Here is a 21,475-nt window from a genome sequence, read left to right on the forward strand (position 1 = left end):
TCAACTTCGGAGAGTGGCAACGCGACAGCCGAACTCTGCGGCGGAAGCGGCAAACCAGGACCAAAAGCTGCCCGCCATGCTGCGCGGCACAAGAATTTCGAAGATGGGACCATCCGGTCCGTCCTTGGTTCGCCATAGCTGTACACCGATATGCGCGAAGCTCGTCAGAGCGGTCGTGTCGACCGGAAATACTTTCGAGTGAAGATCGATCATCGCCCCCTTGGCGAGAACCTCACGTGCCCGCGCCCCCGATACGCACAGTGCCGCGCGGGCGTGACTCTGGTCGCTCACAGCAGCCTCGCCCGAAAGCAATCCGAGGAGATCAGAGAAGCCTGTTCCTTGTCGAGCAATAAGCAGCCACTGATCCGGGCCTGACCATACCAAACCATGCATGTCGGTCAGCGCGATGGAAGATGTTTGCGGTAGATCGAGACCGATCAGCCGCTTGATAACAAGCTGCAGGCCGGTTGCGCCCGGCTTCGCGATCAACGTCGCGAGCTGCAGGTTGCCCGACATCAGCACGGTGACACCGGGGTCGCGTGCGGCTCCGATCTGGCCAGCCTTGACGATGCCGGCCCAAGCGTTACGGGGACGCCAAATAGAAGTCGGTTGCTCAGCCATGCAGACGAGTCCCTTCGGGATCGAGAAAGACGGGTGAGCAAACCTCGACCTGGATTTCGTTGTTGCGGACCGGATCGACGGCGCGAATGCGCTCACCGATGCGCGCGGGCCCATCCTTGAGCAGGCCCAATCCAATCCAGTGCCTTAGGTTCGGCGAATAGGCCACAGAGGTCATGTAGCCCTCGTCATTGTCTATGTTGGCGGTACGGCCCATTGCGATGAAATGCGCGCCGGCCCGCAGCCGCTCTCCCGAATTGACTGGCCGAAGTCCCACTAGGGTCGGACGGTCGGCTTGCAAGAATGCCTCTCGCCTCGCCATCAGTCGTCCGATGAAATCCTTTTTGGATGACATCATCTTACCAAGGCCAAGATCACGGGCTGCCGTCTGACCGTTGATCTCGTTGCCCGCGACATGCCCCTTCTCAATGCGCATGACACCGAGCGCTTCCGTGCCGTAAGGTGTGATCCCGTACGGCTCGCCCGCCGCCATCAGCGCGCGCATCATCGCCTCGCCATAGTCGGCCGGCACCGCGAGCTCGTAGGCCAGCTCGCCTGAAAACGAAATCCGGAACAGCCGCGCTGGGATGCCTCCACCGACTGTGATTGCGCGCGCGGCCAGATATGGGAAGCTCTCGTGCGAGATATCGTGCGCGGCATCAACTATGGCGCGCAGAACCTCGCGCGATTTCGGGCCGGCAATTGCGGCCTGCGCCCATTGTTCGGAGACCGAGACCGTCCGCACGTCGAGCTCCGGCCAAAGCACCTGATGGCAGAATTCGAGATGTTGCATCACCTTGCCGGCGTTGGCCGTCGTGGTGGTCATGAGGAAATGATTTTCACACAGGCGCGAGGTGGTACCGTCATCCATGACGATGCCGTCCTCGCGCAGTATCAGTCCGTACCGAGCCTTGCCGACTGGCAGCGCCTTCCAGCCATTGATATAGACGCGCTCCAAAAATTCGGCGGCATCGATGCCCTGAATATCGATTTTGCCGAGCGTCGAGACATCGCAGATGCCCACGCCACTGCGGACAGCAAGCACCTCGCGCTTGACCGAGGTCAGCCAATCCTGCTCGCCGGACCTCGGATAGTATTGTGCTCGCAGCCATTGGCCCGTCGCGACAAAGACGGCCCCTTGCTCTTCTGACCAGTCATGCGTCGGCGCCAGACGCACCGGACGGAACTCCTTGCCCCGGTGATGCCCCGCGAGAGCACCGATCGCGACCGGCGTGTAGGGAGGCCGGAAAACAGTAGTACCGGTATCGCGGATCGCCCTACCCATTTGCTCCGCCATGATGGCCAGACCGGTGATATTCGAGGTCTTACCCTGGTCGGTTGCCATACCAAGCGTCGTGTAGCGCTTGAGATGTTCGACTGAACGGAAGCCTTCCCGCGCCGCTAGTTCAACATCTTTCTCCGTGACGTCGTTCTGGAAATCAACAAAGGCTTTGCCTTTGCCGCCCGTCACCCGCCAGATCGGCTTGAGGCCGCTCGTCTCGGCGTCAGTAGTGGGAACAGGCTCGACTGCCGCAGGGGCGAAGCCGAACTCCGTTGCCGCCTCACGCCCGAGCCGTGCGCCATCTTCCAGCGCCTCGGCAAGAGTGAAGCGGCCAGCGGCGCTGCCCCCGACAGCTAAGCCCGGCGGCAGCGCGCCGGGCACGAAAGCTTGCACTGCGTCGTTCCAAATTGGTTTGCCATTCTGGTGCGAGGTGAGGTGAAGTGTCGGGTTCCACCCATTGGAAACTGCGAGCAAGTCGCAAGCTACCGTCGTGCGTTTTCCAGAGCTGTCGCGTATTGCGACGCCCCGCAGGTGATGGCCGCCTAGGGTCGCTTCGACAACGCCGCCTGCGAACACCAGGACGCCGGCACGCTCGGCGAGCGCTCTGAACCCAGAATCGATTTCGCCGCGGGAATCGACAATCGCTGACACGCGAGCGCCCGCCTCCACAAGATCGCTGACCGCGGCCCAGCCACTGTCGCCGGCCGTAAAGACGACAACCTCGTGACCGGGCAGGACGCCAAAACGGTTGACGTACGCACGCACGGCGCCGGCAAGCATGATGCCGGGCCGGTCGTTACCTGGAAAGACGATCGGCCGTTCGAGCGCACCGGAGGCGAGGATCGCGCGCTTTGCGTAGATTCGCCACCCGCGCTGACGCGGCTGATGAGCTGGCGGGACGGCGACGTGATCGTTGACACGTTCCACCGCGCCAAAGATGCCATGGTCGTAGAGCCCAAAGACACTGGTCCGGGGCATGATGCGCACTTCGGAAAGAGAGGCGAGCTCAGCCAATGTAGCCGAGAGCCAATCGGCGGCGGGACGCCCGTCTATCTCACGCCTCTCGGCGAGCAGACGGCCCCCAAACTGAAAATCCTCATCGCAAAGGATGACGCGCGCGCCGGTACGGCCTGCCGTGAGGGCGGCAGAGAGGCCCGCCGGCCCACCACCGATTACCAAGACATCGCAGAAGGCGAAGGCCTTCTCGTAGTGATCAGGGTCTGGGACTTCGGCAGCGCGACCCAGTCCCGCAGCGCGGCGAATCAGCGGCTCGTAGAGCTTCTCCCAAAATGCGGCCGGCCACATGAAAGTCTTGTAATAGAAGCCGGCGGCCAATACCGGGCCGGCGAGACGATTCATGGATAGAAAATCGAAAGCGAGCGAGGGCCAGCGGTTCTGGCTCGTTGCCTCAAGTCCGTCGAACAGCTCGACAATAGTTGCCCGTGTGTTCGGTTCGCGCCGTGCGCCGGTGCGCAGCTCGATCAGCGCGTTGGGCTCCTCGGAGCCGGCCGAGAAGACGCCGCGGGGGCGGTGATATTTGAAAGACCGACCGATGAGCCGCACGCCATTGGCGAGCAGCGCCGAGGCTAGGGTGTCGCCGGAGTGCCCATCATAGCTCTTTCCATCAAAACGGAAGGACAACGTCCGAGTGCGATCGACCAGTCCCCCGCTCAACAGCCGGAACGGCTGCGTGCTCATGCTGCCGCTCCCGCTCTCGAGTTCTTGGCCGGGATCACCGACTCGATCGTGTGGGTCAGAGTATGACGGCGCACTACAAGCCAAGCATGACAGCCGGCGCCGTGATACCAGAGCTCTTCATGAAGACCGCGCGGGTTGTTGCGCAGATAGACATATTCGAACATCGCAGCTTCCGTGGCAGCGGGGCCGTCCGGGCGCTGCGGGCCGGCGTCACCCAAGTAGGTAAATTCCTGGACGTCACGCGCGCCGCAATGGGGACATAAAATGCGCATCGGGTCTGTTCCAACGAGCTCTCAGTGAAGGTTGGGCTGGGCGCCCACGCCCTTTTCGTCGATCAGCCGACCGGTGGCGAAGCGATCGAGCCTATACGCGGCTGCGACCCGATGCGGTTCGTCCTTAGCTATGAGATACGCAAAGCAGAAGCCCGACGCCGGTGTCGCCTTGAAACCGCCGTAGCACCAGCCGGCGTTAAGATAGAGCCCTCGGACTGGAGCGTGATCTATAATCGGCGAGCCATCCATCGACATATCCATGATGCCACCCCAGTGGCGCAGCAGCCGTACTCGGCCCAAGCCGGGCCACAGGCCCATTGCGGCCTCCATGACATCTTCAATCACGGGAAGGTTGCCGCGCTGGGCGTACGAATTGTAACCATCAATGTCGCCTCCAAAGACGAGACCACCCTTGTCGGATTGACTGATGTAGAGATGGCCTGCGCCGAAGGTCACTACGCAGTCGATCAGCGGCTTGAGGCCCTCGGAGACGAAGGCTTGCAGCACATGGCTTTCAATCGGCAGCCGCATCCCGGCCATCGCGGCGAGGCGAGAGGAGTTGCCTGCGACAGCAAGCGCGATCTTCTTCGCCTTGATTGGGCCACGCGTAGTCTCGACGCCGATCACGCGACCGCAGGCAATATCAATACCGGTCACCTCGCAATTCTGTACGATGTCAACGCCGCAAGTGTCGGCGGCACGCGCGTAACCCCAAGCGACGGCGTCGTGGCGGACCGTGCCGCCACGACGCTGTAACAGCCCACCTTGGATCGGGAAACGACTTGTGTCGTGGTCGAGGAAGGGCAGCATGGCGCGCACCCGCTCACGATCAATGAACTCAGCATCAACGCCGGCGAGGCGCATCGCATTGGCCCGGCGAGCGAAGGCGTCGCGCTGAACGTCAGAGTGAAAGAGGTTGAGCACCCCGCGCTGACTGATCATCGCGTTGTAGTTTAGGTCCTGCTCCAGCCTTTCCCAGAGCTTCATCGAAAGTTCGTAGAAGGGGGTGTTTCCAGGCAGCAGATAGTTCGACCGGATGATCGTGGTGTTACGGCCGACATTGCCGGAACCGATATAGCCTTTCTCGAGCACGGCGACATTGCGGATGCCGTGCTCGTCGGCAAGATAGTAAGCAGTAGCGAGGCCGTGACCGCCGCCGCCGATGATCAGAACGTCGTATTCGGGTTTGGGTGCAGCATCGCGCCAAGCCGGTTGCCAGCCACGATGGTTCTTTAACGCTTGTGCAATGAGGGAGAAGATGGAATAGCGCATTGGTGGGTTCGAGGCTGTTTGTAGAAGCTGTCGGAGAAACTTCGCTCGCCTTGCCCACATTGAACGGCGCAGTTTCGCCGGCATGATCGCTAGCGACCTTCGATTGCCTGAAAACGACAGCACGGTCCAAACCGACCGCTCATGTCAGATCGGGGCACCTACGATTCGTCCGACCGATGTGACGCACTGCAACTCGTGAAGCGGCGGCTTTACTGCGTGCGCTATATTATCTATCGACGAGAACCGGCTAACGATACCGGCACACGCGAAGCAGGAAGAATCGTGATCCCGTACGGCTAGGGCCAATGCGACCGGCCGCGCATCTTTGCTTCACCAAAGGACAGGCCCTCGGGCAGCGGACCCAGGCAAGACAACCCTCACTTGCACGATCCGAGATCACTTTTCAGACGTCCGGTCTGCCAGCAGACCTTTAGAACTGTCGAGTTCGTAGCTCTGTTATGAGAGCTCAATCGTTCCGGCTGTTGGACTTTTTGTGAGCGCGCCCATTCATCGTCGTGTCTGTTTCACCATTTGAGCCACTTTGGGCTTTCGGCGTTGAATTCCTCTGCGGTCCAATCCTAGTCCTTTCAGGAAGCCGCCCGGTCTGCGACGCTCTAAGCAGTAATGAAGACGTTATGGGAATAACCCACGTGTCTCCTTTGCACCGCGGACGCGCTCCACACCGATGGCCATAGCTGCAGTTCCGGTAGAACACGTTGTCCCCGCTTACCGCGTGCCAATACCTCGTTGAAGGCCCGATCTAACACTTGATACTCGCACCGCATTACCTCCTTCTTCTCCCAGAACAATCGCTGGAGGTACTGGATCCACTCGAAGTACCTAACTACTACTTCCTCCCGGGTTGCACAAAATGTTCGGGATTAGAAAGATCTCCTCGTGACCTTTTTCCAATATCTGATCGGCTTCGGGTGTGGCCGGCCCGTTAGCTCCTTCGGCAAGGATACGACACCGCAAATTGCTTGTCACTGTGGCATCGATCACTCGCTCGACTGCAGCCGGAACAAGTACGTCGCACGGCACCGATGGGAGTTCCGCCGAATCCAAAGCGAGTTCGTTGAAGTAGCCCTGCAAGCTACCTCGTGAGGTCGCATACCCGACCAATCTTGGAATATCGAAGCCCGTAGGTCGATAGGTGCACCTGCGTGATCGCTCACCGCGATGATTTTGACTCCATTGTTGTGCAGTTCGAGCGCCGCGATCCAACCGACGTTGCCGAATCCTTGGACAACTGCCGTTGTACCCTGAGACGAATCTTTAGCTCATTCGCGGCCCGACGAACCAAATGCGCCGCGCCCCTGCCCGTCGCTTCATACCTTCACAACGTTCCGCCCGCGCTGACGGGCTTGCCTGTGACGATTTCAGCGACCGTTTGGCCCCTGATACGTCGGGTACGTATCCATGAATCAGGCCATGATTCGCTCGTTCGTCCCCATGTCAGGCGTCATCACATCTGTGTGCGGTTAAACGAATGGGATCATTTCCTGCATATATCGGCGCGACAGCGCTTCGAGCTCACGCCTTGACAAGCTTGGGGGATCGACATTGATGCCGCCATTAACGCCACCATACGGCAACCCGACCAACGCGCATTTCCAGCTCATCCAGATTGCCAATGCTGCGACTTCGCCGAGATCGACGCTCGCGGCGAACCGTGTGCCACCCTTCGTAGGACCAAGTGTGAGGTGATGCTGCACACGATATCCCTCAAAGACGGCGATCGTGCCGTCACCACGGTGAATCGGGCAGGATACTGTGACCGCCCCTTCGGCATCAATAACCGGGCTCTGGCATCTTCCGGTATGGATAGATAATCCGCGATCACCTCGAATTGCTCTACGGCCAGCTCGAAGATTGGCCCCGCTGTACGCGGTCACGTTAACTCCTTAACCAGAAGTTGATGTGGCAGATGACTACCTGCCTGACTTGAGATACTCGACCGCCAATTCAGAATCGGATGAGCTAGAACTCCGGCTTGTCTGGACCAGATTGAACGGCGTAGTTTCGCGGGCATGATCGCTAACGACCTTCGGATGCCTGAAAACGACAGCCCCGGCCTGCCGGCCGCTCATGTCGGCTTCCTGCTCATTCCCGACTTCGCGATGCTTCCGTACGTGTCTGTAATTGAGCCTCTACGTGCTGCAAATCGTCTATCAGGACGTACGCTCTACCGCTGGAGCCATATCTCAATTGATGGAGAGCCCGCAGCAGCCTCCAACGGGGTGCGCATTCAAACCGAATTTCGTGTCGGGACGGATGCGCATTTCGATTATGTTTTCGTCTGTGCTGGGGGCAATCCAGCTCTGTTCAAGCATCCCGCGACCTTCGCCTGGCTGAGACAACTCTCACGTCGCGGCACGAAGATAGGCGGCGTATCGGGCGGGCCTTACCTTCTCGCGCGCGCGAACTTGCTCGCCGGTTACCGATTCACCATTCATTGGGAGCACGCGCCCGCACTCGTCGAGGAATACCCCGAGCTGGACCTGCGGCGCTCTCTCTACGAGGTCGACCGCGAACGACTAACATCGGGCGGTGGCACCGCCCCTCTAGATATGATGCATGCCATCATTGCGCGCGAACATGGCACAGATTTGGCGATGGCAGTTAGCGAGTGGTTCCTGCAGACCCATGTTCGCGAAGGGACAGGTCCTCAACGAATGCCGTTGCGGGAACGCCTTGGTATCGCGCACGCCCCGCTGCTTCGTGTGATCGACCGAATGGAGCAAACCATAGAGAACCCGGTTTCGCGAGAAGAGCTGGCGCGTGTTGCCAAAGTCTCGCTACGACACCTGGAGCGTCTTTTTCGACAGCATCTCGGCTGTTCACTCGGCGAGCACTATCTAGCGCTACGCCTGGACCGAGCACGCGATCTCGTCCGGCAAAGCAGCTTGTCGGTGCTTGAGATAGCGCTGGCTTGCGGTTTCACAAGCGCGAGCCATTTTTCTCGTAGCTACCGCGCGCGCTTCGGGCAAGCGCCGCGAACGGAGCGATTGCGCGAAACGAATGCTAAACGACGCTGACGTCGAGATCCTCATGCGTCGCGCGCCGCAAACTTGCGTGCGGCCCCTTGCGCTCGGACACAGCGTTCGAGGAGAGCGCAATCTGGCGGGTGTCAGGACTTCCCAGGGAAGACAAACCCCGGCGCGAAACCGCCGCTTCGACGGTATTCGCGAGCAAGTAGGCGACGGTCATGGGCCCAACGCCGCCAGGCACCGGGGTAATGTAGCTCGCGCGCTCGATCGCCTCGGCGAAGGCTACATCTCCGACAAGATTGGCAGTGCCCGTTGAATCGATCGTACGATTGATACCTACATCGATCACAATGACGCCAGGCTTGAGCCAATCGCCGCGAACGAGCTCTGCGGAGCCTCCGGCCGCGACGACAATGTCAGCCTTTCGACATAGGTCCGGCAGGTTTCGCGTCTGCAGCTGCGCACCCGTCACGGTACATCCAGCATCGCCCAGCAGAACGGCCAGAGGCTTTCCCACGATGTTCGAGCGACCGATGACAACAACGTCGAGCCCGTTCAAATCGCTCACGACCGTCTTGATGAGATGATCGACCCCCAGCGGAGTGCAAGGGGTGAGAGCGGGTTGCCCCATTGTCAATCGTCCGACATTGTATGGATGAAAACCATCTACATCCTTGGCAGGATCGATAGCCTCCAGCACACGCCAGCGATCGATGTGCGCCGGCAGCGGTAGCTGAACGAGAATCCCATCAATGGAATTGTCCGCGTTAAGCTCTTCGATTAGCCTTACTAGCTCGGCTTCATCAACATCGCTTTGTAGCTGATATTGCCGAGAGTTGATCGCCACGGCCCGTGCTTGTTTGGCCTTCATCTTGACGTAAACCGAACTGGCCGGATCGTTACCGACGAGCACCACCGCCAATCCGGGGGTAATATTGCACGCAGCTTGGAGCTTCGCCACGTCGCGCGCAACGCTCGCCCGAAGGACCTCAGCAATGGCCTTCCCATCGATTAGACTAGCAGTCATGGCTATTTCTCGAGAGTATCACTGATCGGCGTCGTAAGCTCTCGCAAGTTTGCAGGCTGCCGACGTTTTGCTGTTGTTCTTAAGATGACGCCCTTTACGCCGGTCGCGAACTGCTGTGCGCCGGTGCGGCGCTAGATTTCAGCAATCTCATCCTGTCAATGCGAAATGCGAGCGCAGCCACGAGTTCCAGTTAGATTCTGCGCCCTTTAGTGCAGGGGCACAGAATGCGGGTCGAAACGTTTGACATGTCCAGGAGCGCAAATTCGGATAACCGCGAAATATTAGCGCCCTCGAACAATCGTTCCATATAATCTGCTGAGACAGCATCAGACCAAACAATTCGCGAGACGTCGCCTATGAAGGCTAAAGGAATTGATGCGTCTAAATCTCTTCTCATTGCACCGCCTCCGCGCTCTGGGGCTAAAGCTCGACCTCGGATCGCCTAGCTGCGCAAAACGTTGCGGACGGCCCCGGAGCGCTTCGGGACGACAGAATTCAAATTGCCACGGCAGCAAATTGCCAGACAATTCCTCGGAACGAAGATCGACGAGCAATGGCTTTCCTGCGGGTCAGTTGTAAGCAAACCACTAGACCAAGTCAGGGGTTTGCCTTGACGATATACGTCCTTGACATGACCGTATGCGACATTGCGATTGCGTCACGATGAAGGCCGCGATCAAGGTTGGCTGTCGAGACGATCTTGAGCATCTTGCAAGCGCTACTGATCGACTCGACTGTTTGGCTACCCGTTTCGGATTCAATCCGCGAGATTCTGATGAGCAGTTTCTCGTACAGTCAGCAGTGCAATCACGCCAATCGCCGCTGCGCCCATCACGAAATAGGACGGGGCGAGGTAGTCGCCCGTTTTTTCCAGCAGCCAAGTAGCGATATAAGGAGTGGTTGCCCCACCGAGAATTGTTGCGATGTTGAAGCCGAGCGAGACGCCACTGTAGCGAACGTGCGTCGGAAATAGTTCGCCGTAGAGTGGATAGCCGGTTGACTGCGTTGCGGCGAACGGAACAAAAGCCACGATTGTTGCAACACATGCAAGCGGGAAACCGAACTTCATAGTCCAAAGGGCGACCGGAAGGACCACGATGTAGGCGACATATGCGACTCTCAGGATCGTAAGCCGTCCGATGCGATCCGAGAGTGCGCCGAACATCGGCATGAGAATCCCTGCACTCAAAGGCGCGACAGTCATGAGCCAAAAGACGGCAGCCTTGTCGTATCCAAGTGTGCGAGTCAAAAAAATATTGAAATAGACAAGTCCGAGATAGGCGGTCGCACTTTGCGCGGATGCTACGGCAATGACCTTCGCTAAAGGCGCGCCGCAGGCGGTAACCACCTCTTTGAGCGGGGTGCGTGCGACTTGTCGCTCCGCGGCTAGTCTCTTGAACCTTGGCGTGTCCTCAAGATTTGTTCGGGCGTAAACCGTCAGAACAATAAGCGGAATGCACAGCAGGAATGGTACCCGCCATCCCCAAGAGCTCATCTGTTCTGAGGCCAGGAGGGATTGCATAATTCCAGCGGCAACGGCCGCCAAACTGAAACCCACGGCGACTCCTGCCGGATTGAATGCGCCAAAAAAGCCGCGGCGATTGTGTGGTGCGACTTCCGCTATGTAGGTCACTGCACCACATACTTCTCCGCCGGCAAAAAATCCCTGAGCTAGACGGAAAATGAGTAGAGCAACGCCGGCTAGGACGCCGACGTCATTGTAAGTCGGCAACAAACCAATCGCCGCACTCGATATTCCGGTACCCAACACTGTGAAAATTAGCGTGCTGTTCCGACCGCGCCTGTCGCCGAGCCAGCCAAAAACGAGGCCACCGATTGGACGAACCACGAAGGCGCTGCCAAAAATCGCCAAAGTGAGAAGCAGTCCCTCAGCACTCGACTGTTTCGGAAAGAACAATGGACTGATTGTCGATGCTAACAGGCCGTAGAGGGCAAAGTCGTAGTATTCTACTACGGAGCCCAGACTTGCGATCAAAGACGGCTTCCATGCAGACGGAAGTTCTTCTGCGGTCGCAGCAATTGAGGCCTCGCCATACGTAGCTTCGATTTTAGACATTTTCCCCTCCGGTAAGTGCGCTCGATCCGTTCACATCGGACCGGCACAGGTAACGCGCTTCACTCCCGATACTCTTTTCGACCCGAAGCCGATGCTCGAACGGTCGTGATCAAATGATCATAAGCATTTCGCCTGGGCAACAAGCGCAAGAAATTCATGTCCCTTCATGACTTATTTTCAAGCATGAAATGTACCTTGCACGCGATATCCTTGCCGGTGATCCCTTGTTTGAGACGATCACGCCGGAAGAATGAATTTCGCTTTGAACGGATCGAGTTCGGGATTGAGTAATGACATTCGGCATGGCCCATTGCCTCTGCTTTATTCAGCAAATTGAAGAGCGCCAAGCTCGTTTGTGAAAAGGGAACCCGTCGCGGATCCGCGCTGTCCGCGGCGTTCAACATCTACAGCGTCCGTACTTTGCTCTCAGAGACTGCCGCAAAACCTGGCCGCCAGCTGGCACGGCAGTTCAGGCACGAGTTCCGGAAAGCTCGAACAATCGGGACACCAAAAAGGGGCCGGCGCCAAGCGGCGCCGGTCAAGGTCCCCGGGCCTAGTGCAGGGCCCGTCTCCCGAGAGAAGGGAGCTCGAAAGACACGTTGCCAGTCCTTCCGGCGGTCGGTTCGTTATACCGATCTAGCCGAAAAGGAGTTCTTCGATTCTCGTGATCTCAGCGAGCAAATTGCTGACTAAGGACTGCGACCATCCACTCTTAAACACGAAGAGCGGTGGCGCGCTGTGTCCGGAAATGCGAGAGCGCCCGACAGGACTCACGATGGCTTGGAATTCGGACAGCTTAAGAGCTAGAAAAACTCTGCGGCCTATATTCCGAAAAGTTCATGCTGCCCGCAAATGACAAGAAGCCGGGCCGCGAACGTCTCTAGTTGCTCAGTGATCTCTCCGAATTCGACGTCGCGTACTCAATTGGAGCGTCTTGGCCGACCGACAGCGAGCACCCAAGAAGTATCACCGCTATCACCGAGCAGAACAGAGGCGCCGCTGGCAACATGCAATTAGTCTATTGAACTGCCCCGGTTGGTCGTAGCTCAACTAACAAGTCCTTCGCATTTACCTGCGCGCCCGGAGCTACGAAAAGCTCTACAATGGCACCGTCATGCGGCGCATACAGCACTGTTTCCATCTTCATTGCTTCAACAGCTATTAGGGCATCTCCAGCCTTGACCATCTGGTCTTTCGCGACTTTGACGGTTGAGACCACGCCCGGCATGGGAGCTGCGATATGCGCCGCATTCCCGTTTTCTGCCTTACGACGGACCTGCGCTGTTGGAACGGCCGTCCGATCTGACACGATAACGATCCGGGGCTGCCCGTTGAGCTCGAAGAAGACTTCCACCTGACCATCGTCGCGGGTTTCACCAATGGCAGTCAATTGCAAGACCAATGTTTTTCCAGACTCGATCTCGAAGGTTAGCTCCTCCCCGACCTTCATGCCGTAGAAAAACGCGGAAGTTGGCAGGACTGAAACGGGGCCGTATTTCCGCTGCAGATCGTTGAAGTCCACAAATACTTTAGGGTACATCAGATAGGTCGAAAAATCGAAGTCATCGAGCGCACCACCACACTGGCGCTCCGCTTCCTGCCGACACGCCAAGAGGTCTGCATCCGGCAAGAGCGAACCTGGGCGGCAAGAAATCGGCTTCTCCCCATTTAGAGCTTTCCTTTGCAAGTTCTCCGGCCATCCTCCGGGCGGTTGGCCTAATTCGCCGCGCAACATCTCGATCACAGAGGCGGGAAACGCTATGGGCCGGTCCGGAGAACAGACATCCTCTGGCGTTAGCGCCTGCGAGACCATCATGAGGGCCATGTCTCCAACGACCTTGGAAGACGGCGTGACCTTGATAATGTCACCGAACAAGTCGTTGGCTGCCCGGTATGCGGTGGCAACCTCGTGCCAGCGAGTCTCCAGTCCGAGCGAGCGGGCTTGCTCCCTCAAATTAGTGAATTGGCCGCCCGGCATCTCATGCAGATAGACCTCCGATGCCCCAGCCTTAAGATTACTTTCAAAAGCGGCGTATTGGCTTCGCACCGCTTCCCAATAGAAGCTGACACGGCGAATGGCGTCGGGATCCAGGCCGGTGTCTCGTTCAGTCCGCGCAAGCGCTTCGACTATAGATCCGATGTTAGGCTGTGACGTTGTACCACTCATAGCGTCCATGGCCGCGTCGATCGCATCCACACCAGCTTCTATGGCTGCCAGCACGGTAGCGCTTGCTATTCCCGAAGTATCGTGGGTATGAAGATGGATCGGGAGCCCAATTTCCTGCTTCAGTGCGGTGATTAGGACACGCGCTGCAGCCGGTTTCAGCAGGCCAGCCATATCCTTCAAGCCGAGGATATGAACACCGGCGGCCTCAAGCTCCTTCGCCAAGTGAATATAATACTTGATGTCGTATTTGGAACGCGCTGGGTTCAGAATGTCACCCGTATAGCAGATGGCACCTTCCGCAACCTTGCCGCTTTCGATTACGGCATCAATTGAGACACGCATATTCTCCACCCAGTTTAGGCAATCGAAAATGCGAAACAGGTCCATTCCGGCCTTCGCGGCTTGAGTCACGAAGTACCGAACTACATTGTCTGGATAATTGTTGTACCCGACGCCATTCGATCCACGCAGCAGCATCTGCGTCAAAATGTTCGGCACCTTGGCGCGGACTTCGGCCAACCGTTCCCACGGATCCTCCGAGAGAAAGCGCAAGGCCACGTCAAATGTCGCGCCGCCCCAGCATTCTAGCGAGAAAAGTTGTGGCAGCTCGCTCGCGTAAGCTGGCGCGATCGCCGCGATATCCTTAGTACGTATACGTGTCGCCAGAAGCGACTGATGGGCGTCGCGCATAGTCGTGTCGGTTACCAGGACACGCTTTTGCTCTTTCATCCAGTCGGCGAACCCCTTGGCGCCGAGCCGCACGAGAAGCTCCCGCGTTCCAGCGATTGGGGCCGCGCCAAGCCGCGGCAGTTGAGGCATTTGTGCATCGGCTAAGGGCATTACCCGCCCCTTGATGTCGGGATGGCCGTTCACTGAAACCTCGGCGATCCAAGTCAACAACTTGGTAGCGCGATCTTGACGTGCCTTAAAATCGAGGAGCTCCGGCGTTTCATCGATGAATCGCGTCGTGTAATTGTTGGCGCGGAAGTCCGGGTGGCTGACCACGTTATGCAAAAAAGCGAGATTTGTCGTCACACCGCGAATGCGGTACTCGGTGAGCGCGCGCCTCATTCGATCTATTGCCTCCTGCGGCGTCTGAGCCCAGGCGATGACCTTTTCTAGCATCGGATCATAGAAGCGCGTGACGATAGCGCCGGAGTACGCGGTACCACCGTCAATACGGATTCCGAAACCCATGGCGCCGCGGTAAGCCGTAATCCGCCCATAATCGGGGATAAAGTTGTTCTCAGGATTTTCTGTTGTGATGCGGCATTGCATGGCATGCCCGAAGAGACGGATCTCAGGCTGTGTTGGAATGCCACTCTCGCCGACATCCCCGATCTTGTTCCCGTCAGCGATCCTGATCTGAGCTTTCACGATGTCGAGTCCGGTCACGACTTCCGTGATTGTGTGCTCGACTTGGATGCGTGGATTCACTTCGATGAAATAGAACTTCCCGGTCTCGACATCCATGAGGAACTCGACCGTGCCAGCCCCAACGTAATCGGTCGCTCTGCCAATGCGGAGGGCGGCGGCACAGAGCGCATCTCGTGTTGCTGCATCGAGGTAGGGCGCAGGCGCCCTTTCAACGATCTTCTGGTTGCGTCTTTGGATTGAGCAGTCGCGTTCAAACAGGTGCACAAGGTTACCGTGGCGATCTCCGAGGATCTGAACCTCGATGTGCCTCGCACGCTGAATAAGTTTCTCCAGGTACACCTCGTCCTTGCCGAAAGCAGCAAGCGCTTCACGCTTGGCGCTCATCACCGCATCCACCAGACGGTCTTCGCTTTCGATCGGGCGCATGCCTCGTCCACCGCCACCCCATGATGCTTTGATCATGACGGGATACCCGATCGTGCGCGCAGCCGACAGGATCGCATGAGGATCATCGGGCAGCGGCTCACTGGCCGGCATCACCGGAACAGCACAGGAAATTGCGAGCTTACGCGCGGCAAGCTTATTACCCAGGGTACGCATTGTCTCAGGTGAAGGCCCAACGAAGGTGATACCCGCTCGCGCACAAGCTTCCGCGAGTTCGGGACTTTCGGAAAGGAACCCGTAACCGGGATGGATCGCGTGAATGTCGTGCGTCTTAGCGATTTTAATGATTTCGTCGATCGCGAGGTAGGCTTCGAGCGGTCCTTTGCCTTTGTCGAGTTGGTATGCCTCGTCCGCTTTGAAGCGATGCAAGGACAGCTTGTCCTGTTCCGCGTATATGGCAAAGGTTCTAAGACCCAGCTCGGTAGCGGCCCTGAAGATTCGAATGGCAATTTCCGAACGGTTTGCTACGAGGATCCTCTTCATAGGTGAGGTGCCCGTCAACGTTGCTGTGGCCATGAATTCGGAACTCCTGAAAGAGGTCGGCGCGACAACTAGCACTCGCCGACGATTAATTCTGTGAGCGTCTTGAACGTGGAAGAAGTTCGCGACAGTTGAAACGATCGAGCGAAAGGTTTCGTCCGATTCCGGTCGCCCGGGCCAAGCACGACGCCACTTTCCCTTACTTTCGAGAGGCTCGTGAGGGCCTTTTAGGGCTGAGCGGGCCTCCAAAATGGCACGTGATCAGCAAGCATCTCTTTTTGGCATGAAGACGAGCGACCAATTGAGCGCCAAGCGGCAGCGCAGCTGCTGCCTGGATGCTGCAGGCCCATCTGGGTCCCCAGTTTGAGCGCTAATTCACCAAGCAGCAACGCGGTAAGGAAGGGCCTGGAGTTGAACGCACCTTCAAATCGCGGAGAACTGTGGTGATTCGCACCGGGATCTAGCGTCAGCCTGTTTGAGGTTTGCTATAGACCCCGGTGTATCGCCCCTCTCGAATGTTCTGCATGATCTCAGCCTCGCGTTTCTCCTGGCGGCGCACCGTTGCGAGCAGGTCGGTCGCAATGGCCTGAGGGAAACTGACGACGCCATCCTCGTCGCCGATCACGATGTCGCCTGGCGACACGGTCAGACCGCCGACGCAAACTGGAACATTGATGTGCCCTGGGCCATTCTTGTATGGCCCGCGGTGGTTAGCAGCCCGGGCGAACACCGGCAGGTGGGATTTGGCAATCGCGCCTGCATCGCGGATCGCACCGTCAATGACGAGACCGGCCGCACTCCGGCTTGAGGCGATTAGAAGCATGATCTCGCCGATCAAGGCACGCGAGATGTCACCTCCGCCATCGACGACCAAAACGTCGCCGGGGCGGATCAAGTCCAAGGCTTTGTGAATGAACAGATTGTCTCCTGCCGCGGTGCGAACGGTTATGGCCGTTCCCGCCATCGGGCCGCCGCGATGGAAGGGCCTCAGACCCGTTGCCCCCGGCAGGCGATCGAGATTGTCGCTGATGATCGATGTGGCCACTGTTTTGAACGCTTCGATCAAGGCAGGGTCGGCCGACGGCGCACAGGGGTTCTGCGGTTCAATCATTTGCGGTACGGAGCCTCCGTCCAGAACTTCCAAATCGTTTCGTCAATAGCTTGGTGCATCGTCAGAAAAGGGCTTCGCAGGCGTTTCGAATGTTGGCACAGCCAAGCTCGATGGCGCCCATCGACGTTGCAAAGGAAAGTCGAAGGTATGGAGACAAGCCGTACGACGTCCCGTCCAACACCGCGACGTTCGCAGCGTCCAGCAGATACAGGGCAACGTGGAGATCACTCTTTAGAACCTGGCCCGAACCTGTCGTGCGGCCGATCAGACCTGCGACCGACGGATACAGGTAGAAAGCGCCCTCCGGTTTGCCCATCCGCAGGCCCGGCGTCCCGTCCAACAGCTCGATCATGCGCCCGCGGCGCGTCTCATAGCACGCTCTGGCCTGCTTGACGCACGATTGGTCACCGGTGAGAGCAGCCAGCGCCGCGGCTTGACTGATCGAACTCGGGCAGGTGGTGCTCTGACCGAGCAGTTTGGCGATAGCGTTGATCAGATCCTTTTGACCCGCGGCATATCCGACACGCCACCCGGTCATTGCGTAGGATTTTGACAGGCCGTTGACGATCACGGTTCGATCCGCAAGATCTGGGGCGACCTGAAGCGCATTGACTGCAGTCTGACCATCATAGACCAGGTGCTCATAGATCTCGTCAGTCATCAGCCAGACATGCGGATGACGCCTCAACACGGCGGTCAACTCCTCCAGTTCATCGCGCGAATACACTGCACCAGTCGGGTTATTCGGCGAATTGAGGATGACCCAGCGCGTGCGCGGTGTGATGGCGGCATCAAGTGCAGCCGGCGTCAGCTTGAAGCCAACGTTTTCGCCGCATTCGATGATGACAGGCGTTCCTTCGTTGAGACTAACGATGTCCGGGTAGGAGACCCAGTATGGCGCGGGAACGATGACTTCGTCAGCCCTGCTCAGGGTGGCTGCGAACGCCTCGAAGATGAGCTGCTTGGCGCCGCAGCCAACCACCACGTGGTCCGAGCTATAGCTTAATCCGTTTTCGCGCTGCAGTTTTGCGCAGATCGCCTCGCGAAGCGCGGGCGTACCGGGTGTAGCCGTGTAGTGCGTGTCGCCCCGGCGCATCGCGGCGATAGCCGCGGCGACGATATGGCCAGGCGTATCGAGGTCGGGCTCTCCGATCGTGAAGTCGATAATACTACGGCCCGCCGCCAGCAGGTCCGTGACCTTCTTCTTTGCTGCGATACTCGCGGACGGCTTCAGCGCGGCGACGCGTTCGGCCAGCTTCAACGACATTGATTGTCTCCTGAGAGGCCCGATTTACGAGGTGTGAGTGCAATGTACCATAGGGCTGGATTGCAATTCAAAAAACCGATAAAATATCATCTCTATGCATCTCTTTTTTTAATGTGGCCGAGCCTTGCTCTAACACCACCTAACCACAAGCCAGACTGCTGATGGTCGTCACTCTAAAGCAACTTGAAGCCCTGCACTGGATCGCTCAGCTCGGCACATTCGAGCGAGCGGCGGCGAAGCTCAACACGACGCAATCAGGCATTTCCAAGCGGATCCAGGAGCTCGAGACCTCGACAGGTTTGGCTCTGTTCGACCGGAATCAGCGCGGAGCCCGTCTGACCGAACAGGGAGAACAGCTCCTGGCTTTGGGCCGCAACATGCTCGACATCCAGCAACGGATTGTCGAGCTCAAGGACGCCAAACTGCCCCCAGCAAGGCGCCTTCGCTTTGGCGTCACGGAAATGGCCGCGCTCACCTGGCTTCCACGGCTCGTTTCGGCCATTCGAGACGCGCATCCAACGATGATCCTCGAACCGGAAGTCGATATGAGCCGCAATCTATATGAACGGCTGCTCGATGGCACCATCGACCTCATCGTCATTCCGGAAGCATTTTCCGATCCTGAGATTACCTCGGTTAGGCTTGCCCAGGTCTCAAATGTGTGGACAGCGCGTCCGGGCATGATCAAGGCGTTCCGCCGCGCTCTCGGGTTTGAGGAGCTCGCAGAATACACCATCCTGACTCAGGGCAGCCGATCAGGATCGGGTCTGCTCATGAACAAATGGCTGAGATCTAACGGGGTTGCATTGCAGCGCACGATCTCGTGCGACAGCCTAACGGCTGTGGTCGGTCTAGTGACGGCTGGGATTGGCGTGAGTTATTTGCCGCGACAGTGCTTTCGTCCCCTCGTAGACGAGAAGAAGCTCGCAATCATTCCGGTCAAACCTTTGCTGCCGGCCATACCTTACGCTGCCATGTACCGGAATGATCGACCTTCAGCGCTTACTACCACTATCGCAGAACTGGCCGGGCGTGTATGCGACTTCTCGTTCCGGGCCAATGGCAGATACTGAGCTACCTCGCAGTTCAGTAGTCGTCCGTGAAGAACACGGATTTGAGCTTGGGCCGAGCTGAAGTCGGATGATGAGCTGGGCGAAGATTTGGCGCAACAAGAGCTCCAGCCATCGGAGGAGGCGACAGAAGTTGTAGCCGGCGGCGGCAAGGATGGCATTGGTGGCATCGCCCTGGCGGTGCCAAAGGTAGTTGCGGCCCATCCGGCGTTCGGATTTGAGATGGCCGATGATCGGCTCGACGGCGGAACGCCGGCGCAACTCACGTTTGATCTTGGGCGTCACCCGCCGCTTCTGGCCTGGGATGAACACCCTGAACTTGTATTCGGGTGGCGCATTGTGGCCGCGGTAGCCTTTGTCGAGAACGAGGCGCTCGATGATGTCGCCGATCAGCGTTTGCATGTCTGCATGTCTGGGATCACGGTTTTGAGGGTGTGGCCGTCATAGGGTTGCCGGGCAGCGTCTTCGCACGGGTGACGAACCGGCCGCCGCAGGCCGGCGCCAGCGTGGTGGCGACGGAGACCTCGACGCCAACCTCGTAAGGCCGGTGCGCCTTGCCCTTGCCGATGCATTCCACCTCCGGCGCGTGCAGCGAGTAGACGTTCGGTCCACGCTGGTGCAGCGTAAGCGTAGCGCTGCAGCCATTTGATTGGCGCTTGACGTCTATTTTGAGCGCGTGGTGCGCCGGCGCGGCTTCCATATGTCGGACAACGCATTGACAGCGGCCTCAAGCGCCCTTCCGGTTGACGACGTTGGGATCGAACTGCTCCGGGCCCCTGGGGCGCATATGTTCGTGCTCCGGATGGGTGGGGTCGCTGATGGCGTCGAGGTATTCGGCATAGCCCGGCGCACCGCCGACATCTTCCGGAGGACAACGGCCGGCGGCCTCGAGCAAGAACGGAAGTCCCTCCGTTGTCGTGTTGTCGAACCACTTTTCAAGCTTGATCACGTGATCCAGCTGTCGCCGAAGTCGTAGAGATAGTGGATCGTCTTCGCGCCGGTCTCCTGAACGATATTGGAGAGCCGCGTCTTGCGGGCATCGATGGGCTGATAGGATCTCGACGATGCGCGGCAAATGCTCCGGGAGCCTGACACGGTTGGCTCTGCGCTCGGCCGTCCTCTTCTCGCAGGTTCTAGGATTGGCGCGATCCTCGGCTGCTTCGAGGGCTCCGACGGCCTCTTCGATGTCCTCCAGAACAAGCTGCAGCTGATTAGCGTCCAGCTTTTCCGAGGACCGACCGAACTGCGCATCTTTTGCAAGCTTGAGCAACCGCTCGAGCCTGGCGCAGCGATCCAGCAGAGCTGCGGCAAAGATACGCAACTCGGCCGGATCGCTCGGCAGCTCATCAGGCAAATCACTCATTGGCCCAAGACTGCCATGCTTCGCGCCCCGATGCAGCGAAGATTTGTATCTTTACGCAAGCGCTTTCGGCTGCGGGATTCGAGGCGCGTGCATGCGCGTCCAATCCATGCCAGCCAGAAGCGCGGACAGCTGGGCGGCATTCATCCGCATCACGCCGGCCACGATGGGAGGCCATTTGAAGCCGCTGCCATCGAGCCGCTTCCAATACATCACAAGGCCGCTGCCATCCCAGACGACAACCGATCGGCGCGCTTCGCACGGAACACCACCGCCACGCCCTTCAACGGGTCATGGCCCAGCGTCTCTTTCGCCAACAGCGCCAAGCCCTCCGCACCCTTCCTGAAGTCAACAGGTTGGGTCGCAACATAGATCATGAGGCTCGCGGGCGCCGTCAGCATGAACGTGTCCGTCGGAGCGCAATGAACACATCACTCAACACGGCAAGGCCAGGCGCCCCGCGCACCTCCACGCGTGCCCCCTGGAACTCGACCGTCACCACGGCTGCTTCCGGCGACCCGGTGGGCTCTGAGGCCGCCGGTAGCGCCGATTCCGACACCACCGGCACGAACGACAGCGTGTCCGCCGAAGCCGGCAGCACCAACTGGCCCAAACGCGCCCGGCGCCGCCAGTCGTGCACCTGCTGGGGCCGGCACCCATGGCGACGGGCGACATCTGTGACAATCGCTCCGGGCTCGAGGCTTTCCGCAGCAATCTGCGCCTTCAAATCATCTGGCCAGCGCTTTCGACCTGCGCCTGCGTACACTTCGATACGCGGTGACAACGGTCGTCTTATGTCGTCAGAATGGTCGTCCATTGTGAGTCCCCTTCCAGAAGATGACTCTTCTAGCGGTGCTCTTAAGACTCCGCACAAACAATCCAAAGGGCCTCGACGCCACGCTTACGGTGCAGCCTCTGGCCGAGCACCTGTCGCGCCAGCGCCAGCATGCCAGCATGCGGTTG

At 58.7% G+C, this 21,475-nt stretch carries 15 protein-coding genes and 4 pseudogenes; 2 read left to right on the forward strand and 17 right to left on the reverse strand.

Annotation, left to right across the window (positions count from 1 at the left end; translation table 11 throughout):
• From ACVIHF_RS02680 to ACVIHF_RS02705, 6 genes and pseudogenes are all read right to left on the reverse strand, one after another.
• Positions 1-621, reverse strand: a complete 621-nt coding sequence (locus tag ACVIHF_RS02680) for a sarcosine oxidase subunit gamma (protein WP_456791524.1) — start codon at positions 619-621, stop codon at positions 1-3.
• Complete coding sequence (locus ACVIHF_RS02685) at positions 614-3,598, reverse strand: sarcosine oxidase subunit alpha family protein (RefSeq protein ID WP_456791525.1); 2,985 nt, start codon at positions 3,596-3,598, stop codon at positions 614-616. Before ACVIHF_RS02685 ends, ACVIHF_RS02680 begins: the two co-directional genes overlap by 8 nt.
• Positions 3,595-3,816: a sarcosine oxidase subunit delta gene (locus ACVIHF_RS02690; protein ID WP_456791526.1), complete on the reverse strand. Its 222-nt coding sequence runs from the start codon at positions 3,814-3,816 to the stop codon at positions 3,595-3,597. Before ACVIHF_RS02690 ends, ACVIHF_RS02685 begins: the two co-directional genes overlap by 4 nt.
• Before the next feature lie 75 nt (positions 3,817-3,891).
• Positions 3,892-5,142 carry a sarcosine oxidase subunit beta family protein gene (locus ACVIHF_RS02695; protein WP_456791527.1) on the reverse strand — a complete coding sequence of 417 codons (1,251 nt, stop codon included), beginning with the start codon at positions 5,140-5,142 and terminating at the stop codon, positions 3,892-3,894.
• 840 nt (positions 5,143-5,982) lie between these two features.
• Positions 5,983-6,362: pseudogene (locus tag ACVIHF_RS02700) on the reverse strand (hypothetical protein).
• 261 nt (positions 6,363-6,623) lie between these two features.
• A complete protein-coding gene (locus ACVIHF_RS02705; RefSeq protein WP_456791528.1) occupies positions 6,624-7,037 on the reverse strand; it encodes a Glu/Leu/Phe/Val dehydrogenase dimerization domain-containing protein in 414 nt (137 codons plus the stop codon).
• A 156-nt stretch (positions 7,038-7,193) separates the two neighbouring features.
• Between ACVIHF_RS02705 and ACVIHF_RS02710 the strand changes: the two genes are divergently transcribed.
• Positions 7,194-8,180 (forward strand): GlxA family transcriptional regulator, encoded by a 987-nt coding sequence (locus ACVIHF_RS02710; RefSeq protein ID WP_456791530.1) that lies wholly within the window; start codon positions 7,194-7,196, stop codon positions 8,178-8,180.
• Here the strand turns inward: ACVIHF_RS02710 and folD are convergent.
• From folD to ACVIHF_RS02740, 6 genes are all read right to left on the reverse strand, one after another.
• A complete protein-coding gene (gene folD, locus ACVIHF_RS02715; RefSeq protein WP_456791531.1) occupies positions 8,167-9,159 on the reverse strand; it encodes a bifunctional methylenetetrahydrofolate dehydrogenase/methenyltetrahydrofolate cyclohydrolase FolD in 993 nt (330 codons plus the stop codon). The genes ACVIHF_RS02710 and folD overlap by 14 nt on opposite strands.
• Before the next feature lie 757 nt (positions 9,160-9,916).
• Complete coding sequence (locus ACVIHF_RS02720) at positions 9,917-11,236, reverse strand: MFS transporter (RefSeq protein ID WP_456791532.1); 1,320 nt, start codon at positions 11,234-11,236, stop codon at positions 9,917-9,919.
• A gap of 164 nt (positions 11,237-11,400) precedes the next feature.
• The gene (locus tag ACVIHF_RS02725) at positions 11,401-11,640 is read right to left on the reverse strand and encodes a hypothetical protein (RefSeq protein ID WP_456791533.1); all 240 of its coding nucleotides are present in this window, start codon (positions 11,638-11,640) and stop codon (positions 11,401-11,403) included.
• Positions 11,641-12,254: 614 nt separating this feature from the next.
• Positions 12,255-15,740, reverse strand: a complete 3,486-nt coding sequence (pyc, locus tag ACVIHF_RS02730) for a pyruvate carboxylase (protein ID WP_456791534.1) — start codon at positions 15,738-15,740, stop codon at positions 12,255-12,257.
• 430 nt (positions 15,741-16,170) lie between these two features.
• Positions 16,171-16,815, reverse strand: coding sequence for an RraA family protein (locus ACVIHF_RS02735; RefSeq protein WP_456791535.1), 645 nt, complete (start codon positions 16,813-16,815; stop codon positions 16,171-16,173).
• A gap of 61 nt (positions 16,816-16,876) precedes the next feature.
• The gene (locus tag ACVIHF_RS02740) at positions 16,877-18,082 is read right to left on the reverse strand and encodes an aminotransferase class I/II-fold pyridoxal phosphate-dependent enzyme (protein WP_456791536.1); all 1,206 of its coding nucleotides are present in this window, start codon (positions 18,080-18,082) and stop codon (positions 16,877-16,879) included.
• 161 nt (positions 18,083-18,243) lie between these two features.
• Between ACVIHF_RS02740 and ACVIHF_RS02745 the strand changes: the two genes are divergently transcribed.
• A complete protein-coding gene (locus tag ACVIHF_RS02745) occupies positions 18,244-19,155 on the forward strand; it encodes a LysR family transcriptional regulator (RefSeq protein WP_456791537.1) in 912 nt (303 codons plus the stop codon).
• A gap of 72 nt (positions 19,156-19,227) precedes the next feature.
• Here ACVIHF_RS02745 and ACVIHF_RS02750 read toward each other — a convergent pair.
• From ACVIHF_RS02750 to tnpA, 5 genes and pseudogenes are all read right to left on the reverse strand, one after another.
• Positions 19,228-19,768 (reverse strand): annotated as a pseudogene (locus ACVIHF_RS02750) (IS5/IS1182 family transposase); the annotation flags it as partial.
• A 111-nt stretch (positions 19,769-19,879) separates the two neighbouring features.
• A complete protein-coding gene (locus ACVIHF_RS02755; RefSeq protein WP_456794053.1) occupies positions 19,880-20,101 on the reverse strand; it encodes a plasmid pRiA4b ORF-3 family protein in 222 nt (73 codons plus the stop codon).
• Between the two features lie 102 nt (positions 20,102-20,203).
• Positions 20,204-20,515 (reverse strand): annotated as a pseudogene (locus tag ACVIHF_RS02760) (transposase domain-containing protein); the annotation flags it as partial.
• A gap of 51 nt (positions 20,516-20,566) precedes the next feature.
• Positions 20,567-20,913: pseudogene (tnpB, locus tag ACVIHF_RS02765) on the reverse strand (IS66 family insertion sequence element accessory protein TnpB).
• Positions 20,907-21,329 carry an IS66-like element accessory protein TnpA gene (tnpA, locus tag ACVIHF_RS02770; RefSeq protein WP_456791538.1) on the reverse strand — a complete coding sequence of 141 codons (423 nt, stop codon included), beginning with the start codon at positions 21,327-21,329 and terminating at the stop codon, positions 20,907-20,909. The pseudogene tnpB and the gene tnpA overlap by 7 nt, the downstream one beginning before the upstream one ends.
• Between the last annotated feature and the right edge of the window lie 146 nt (positions 21,330-21,475).

It is taken from the genome of Bradyrhizobium sp. USDA 4506, assembly GCF_054058795.1.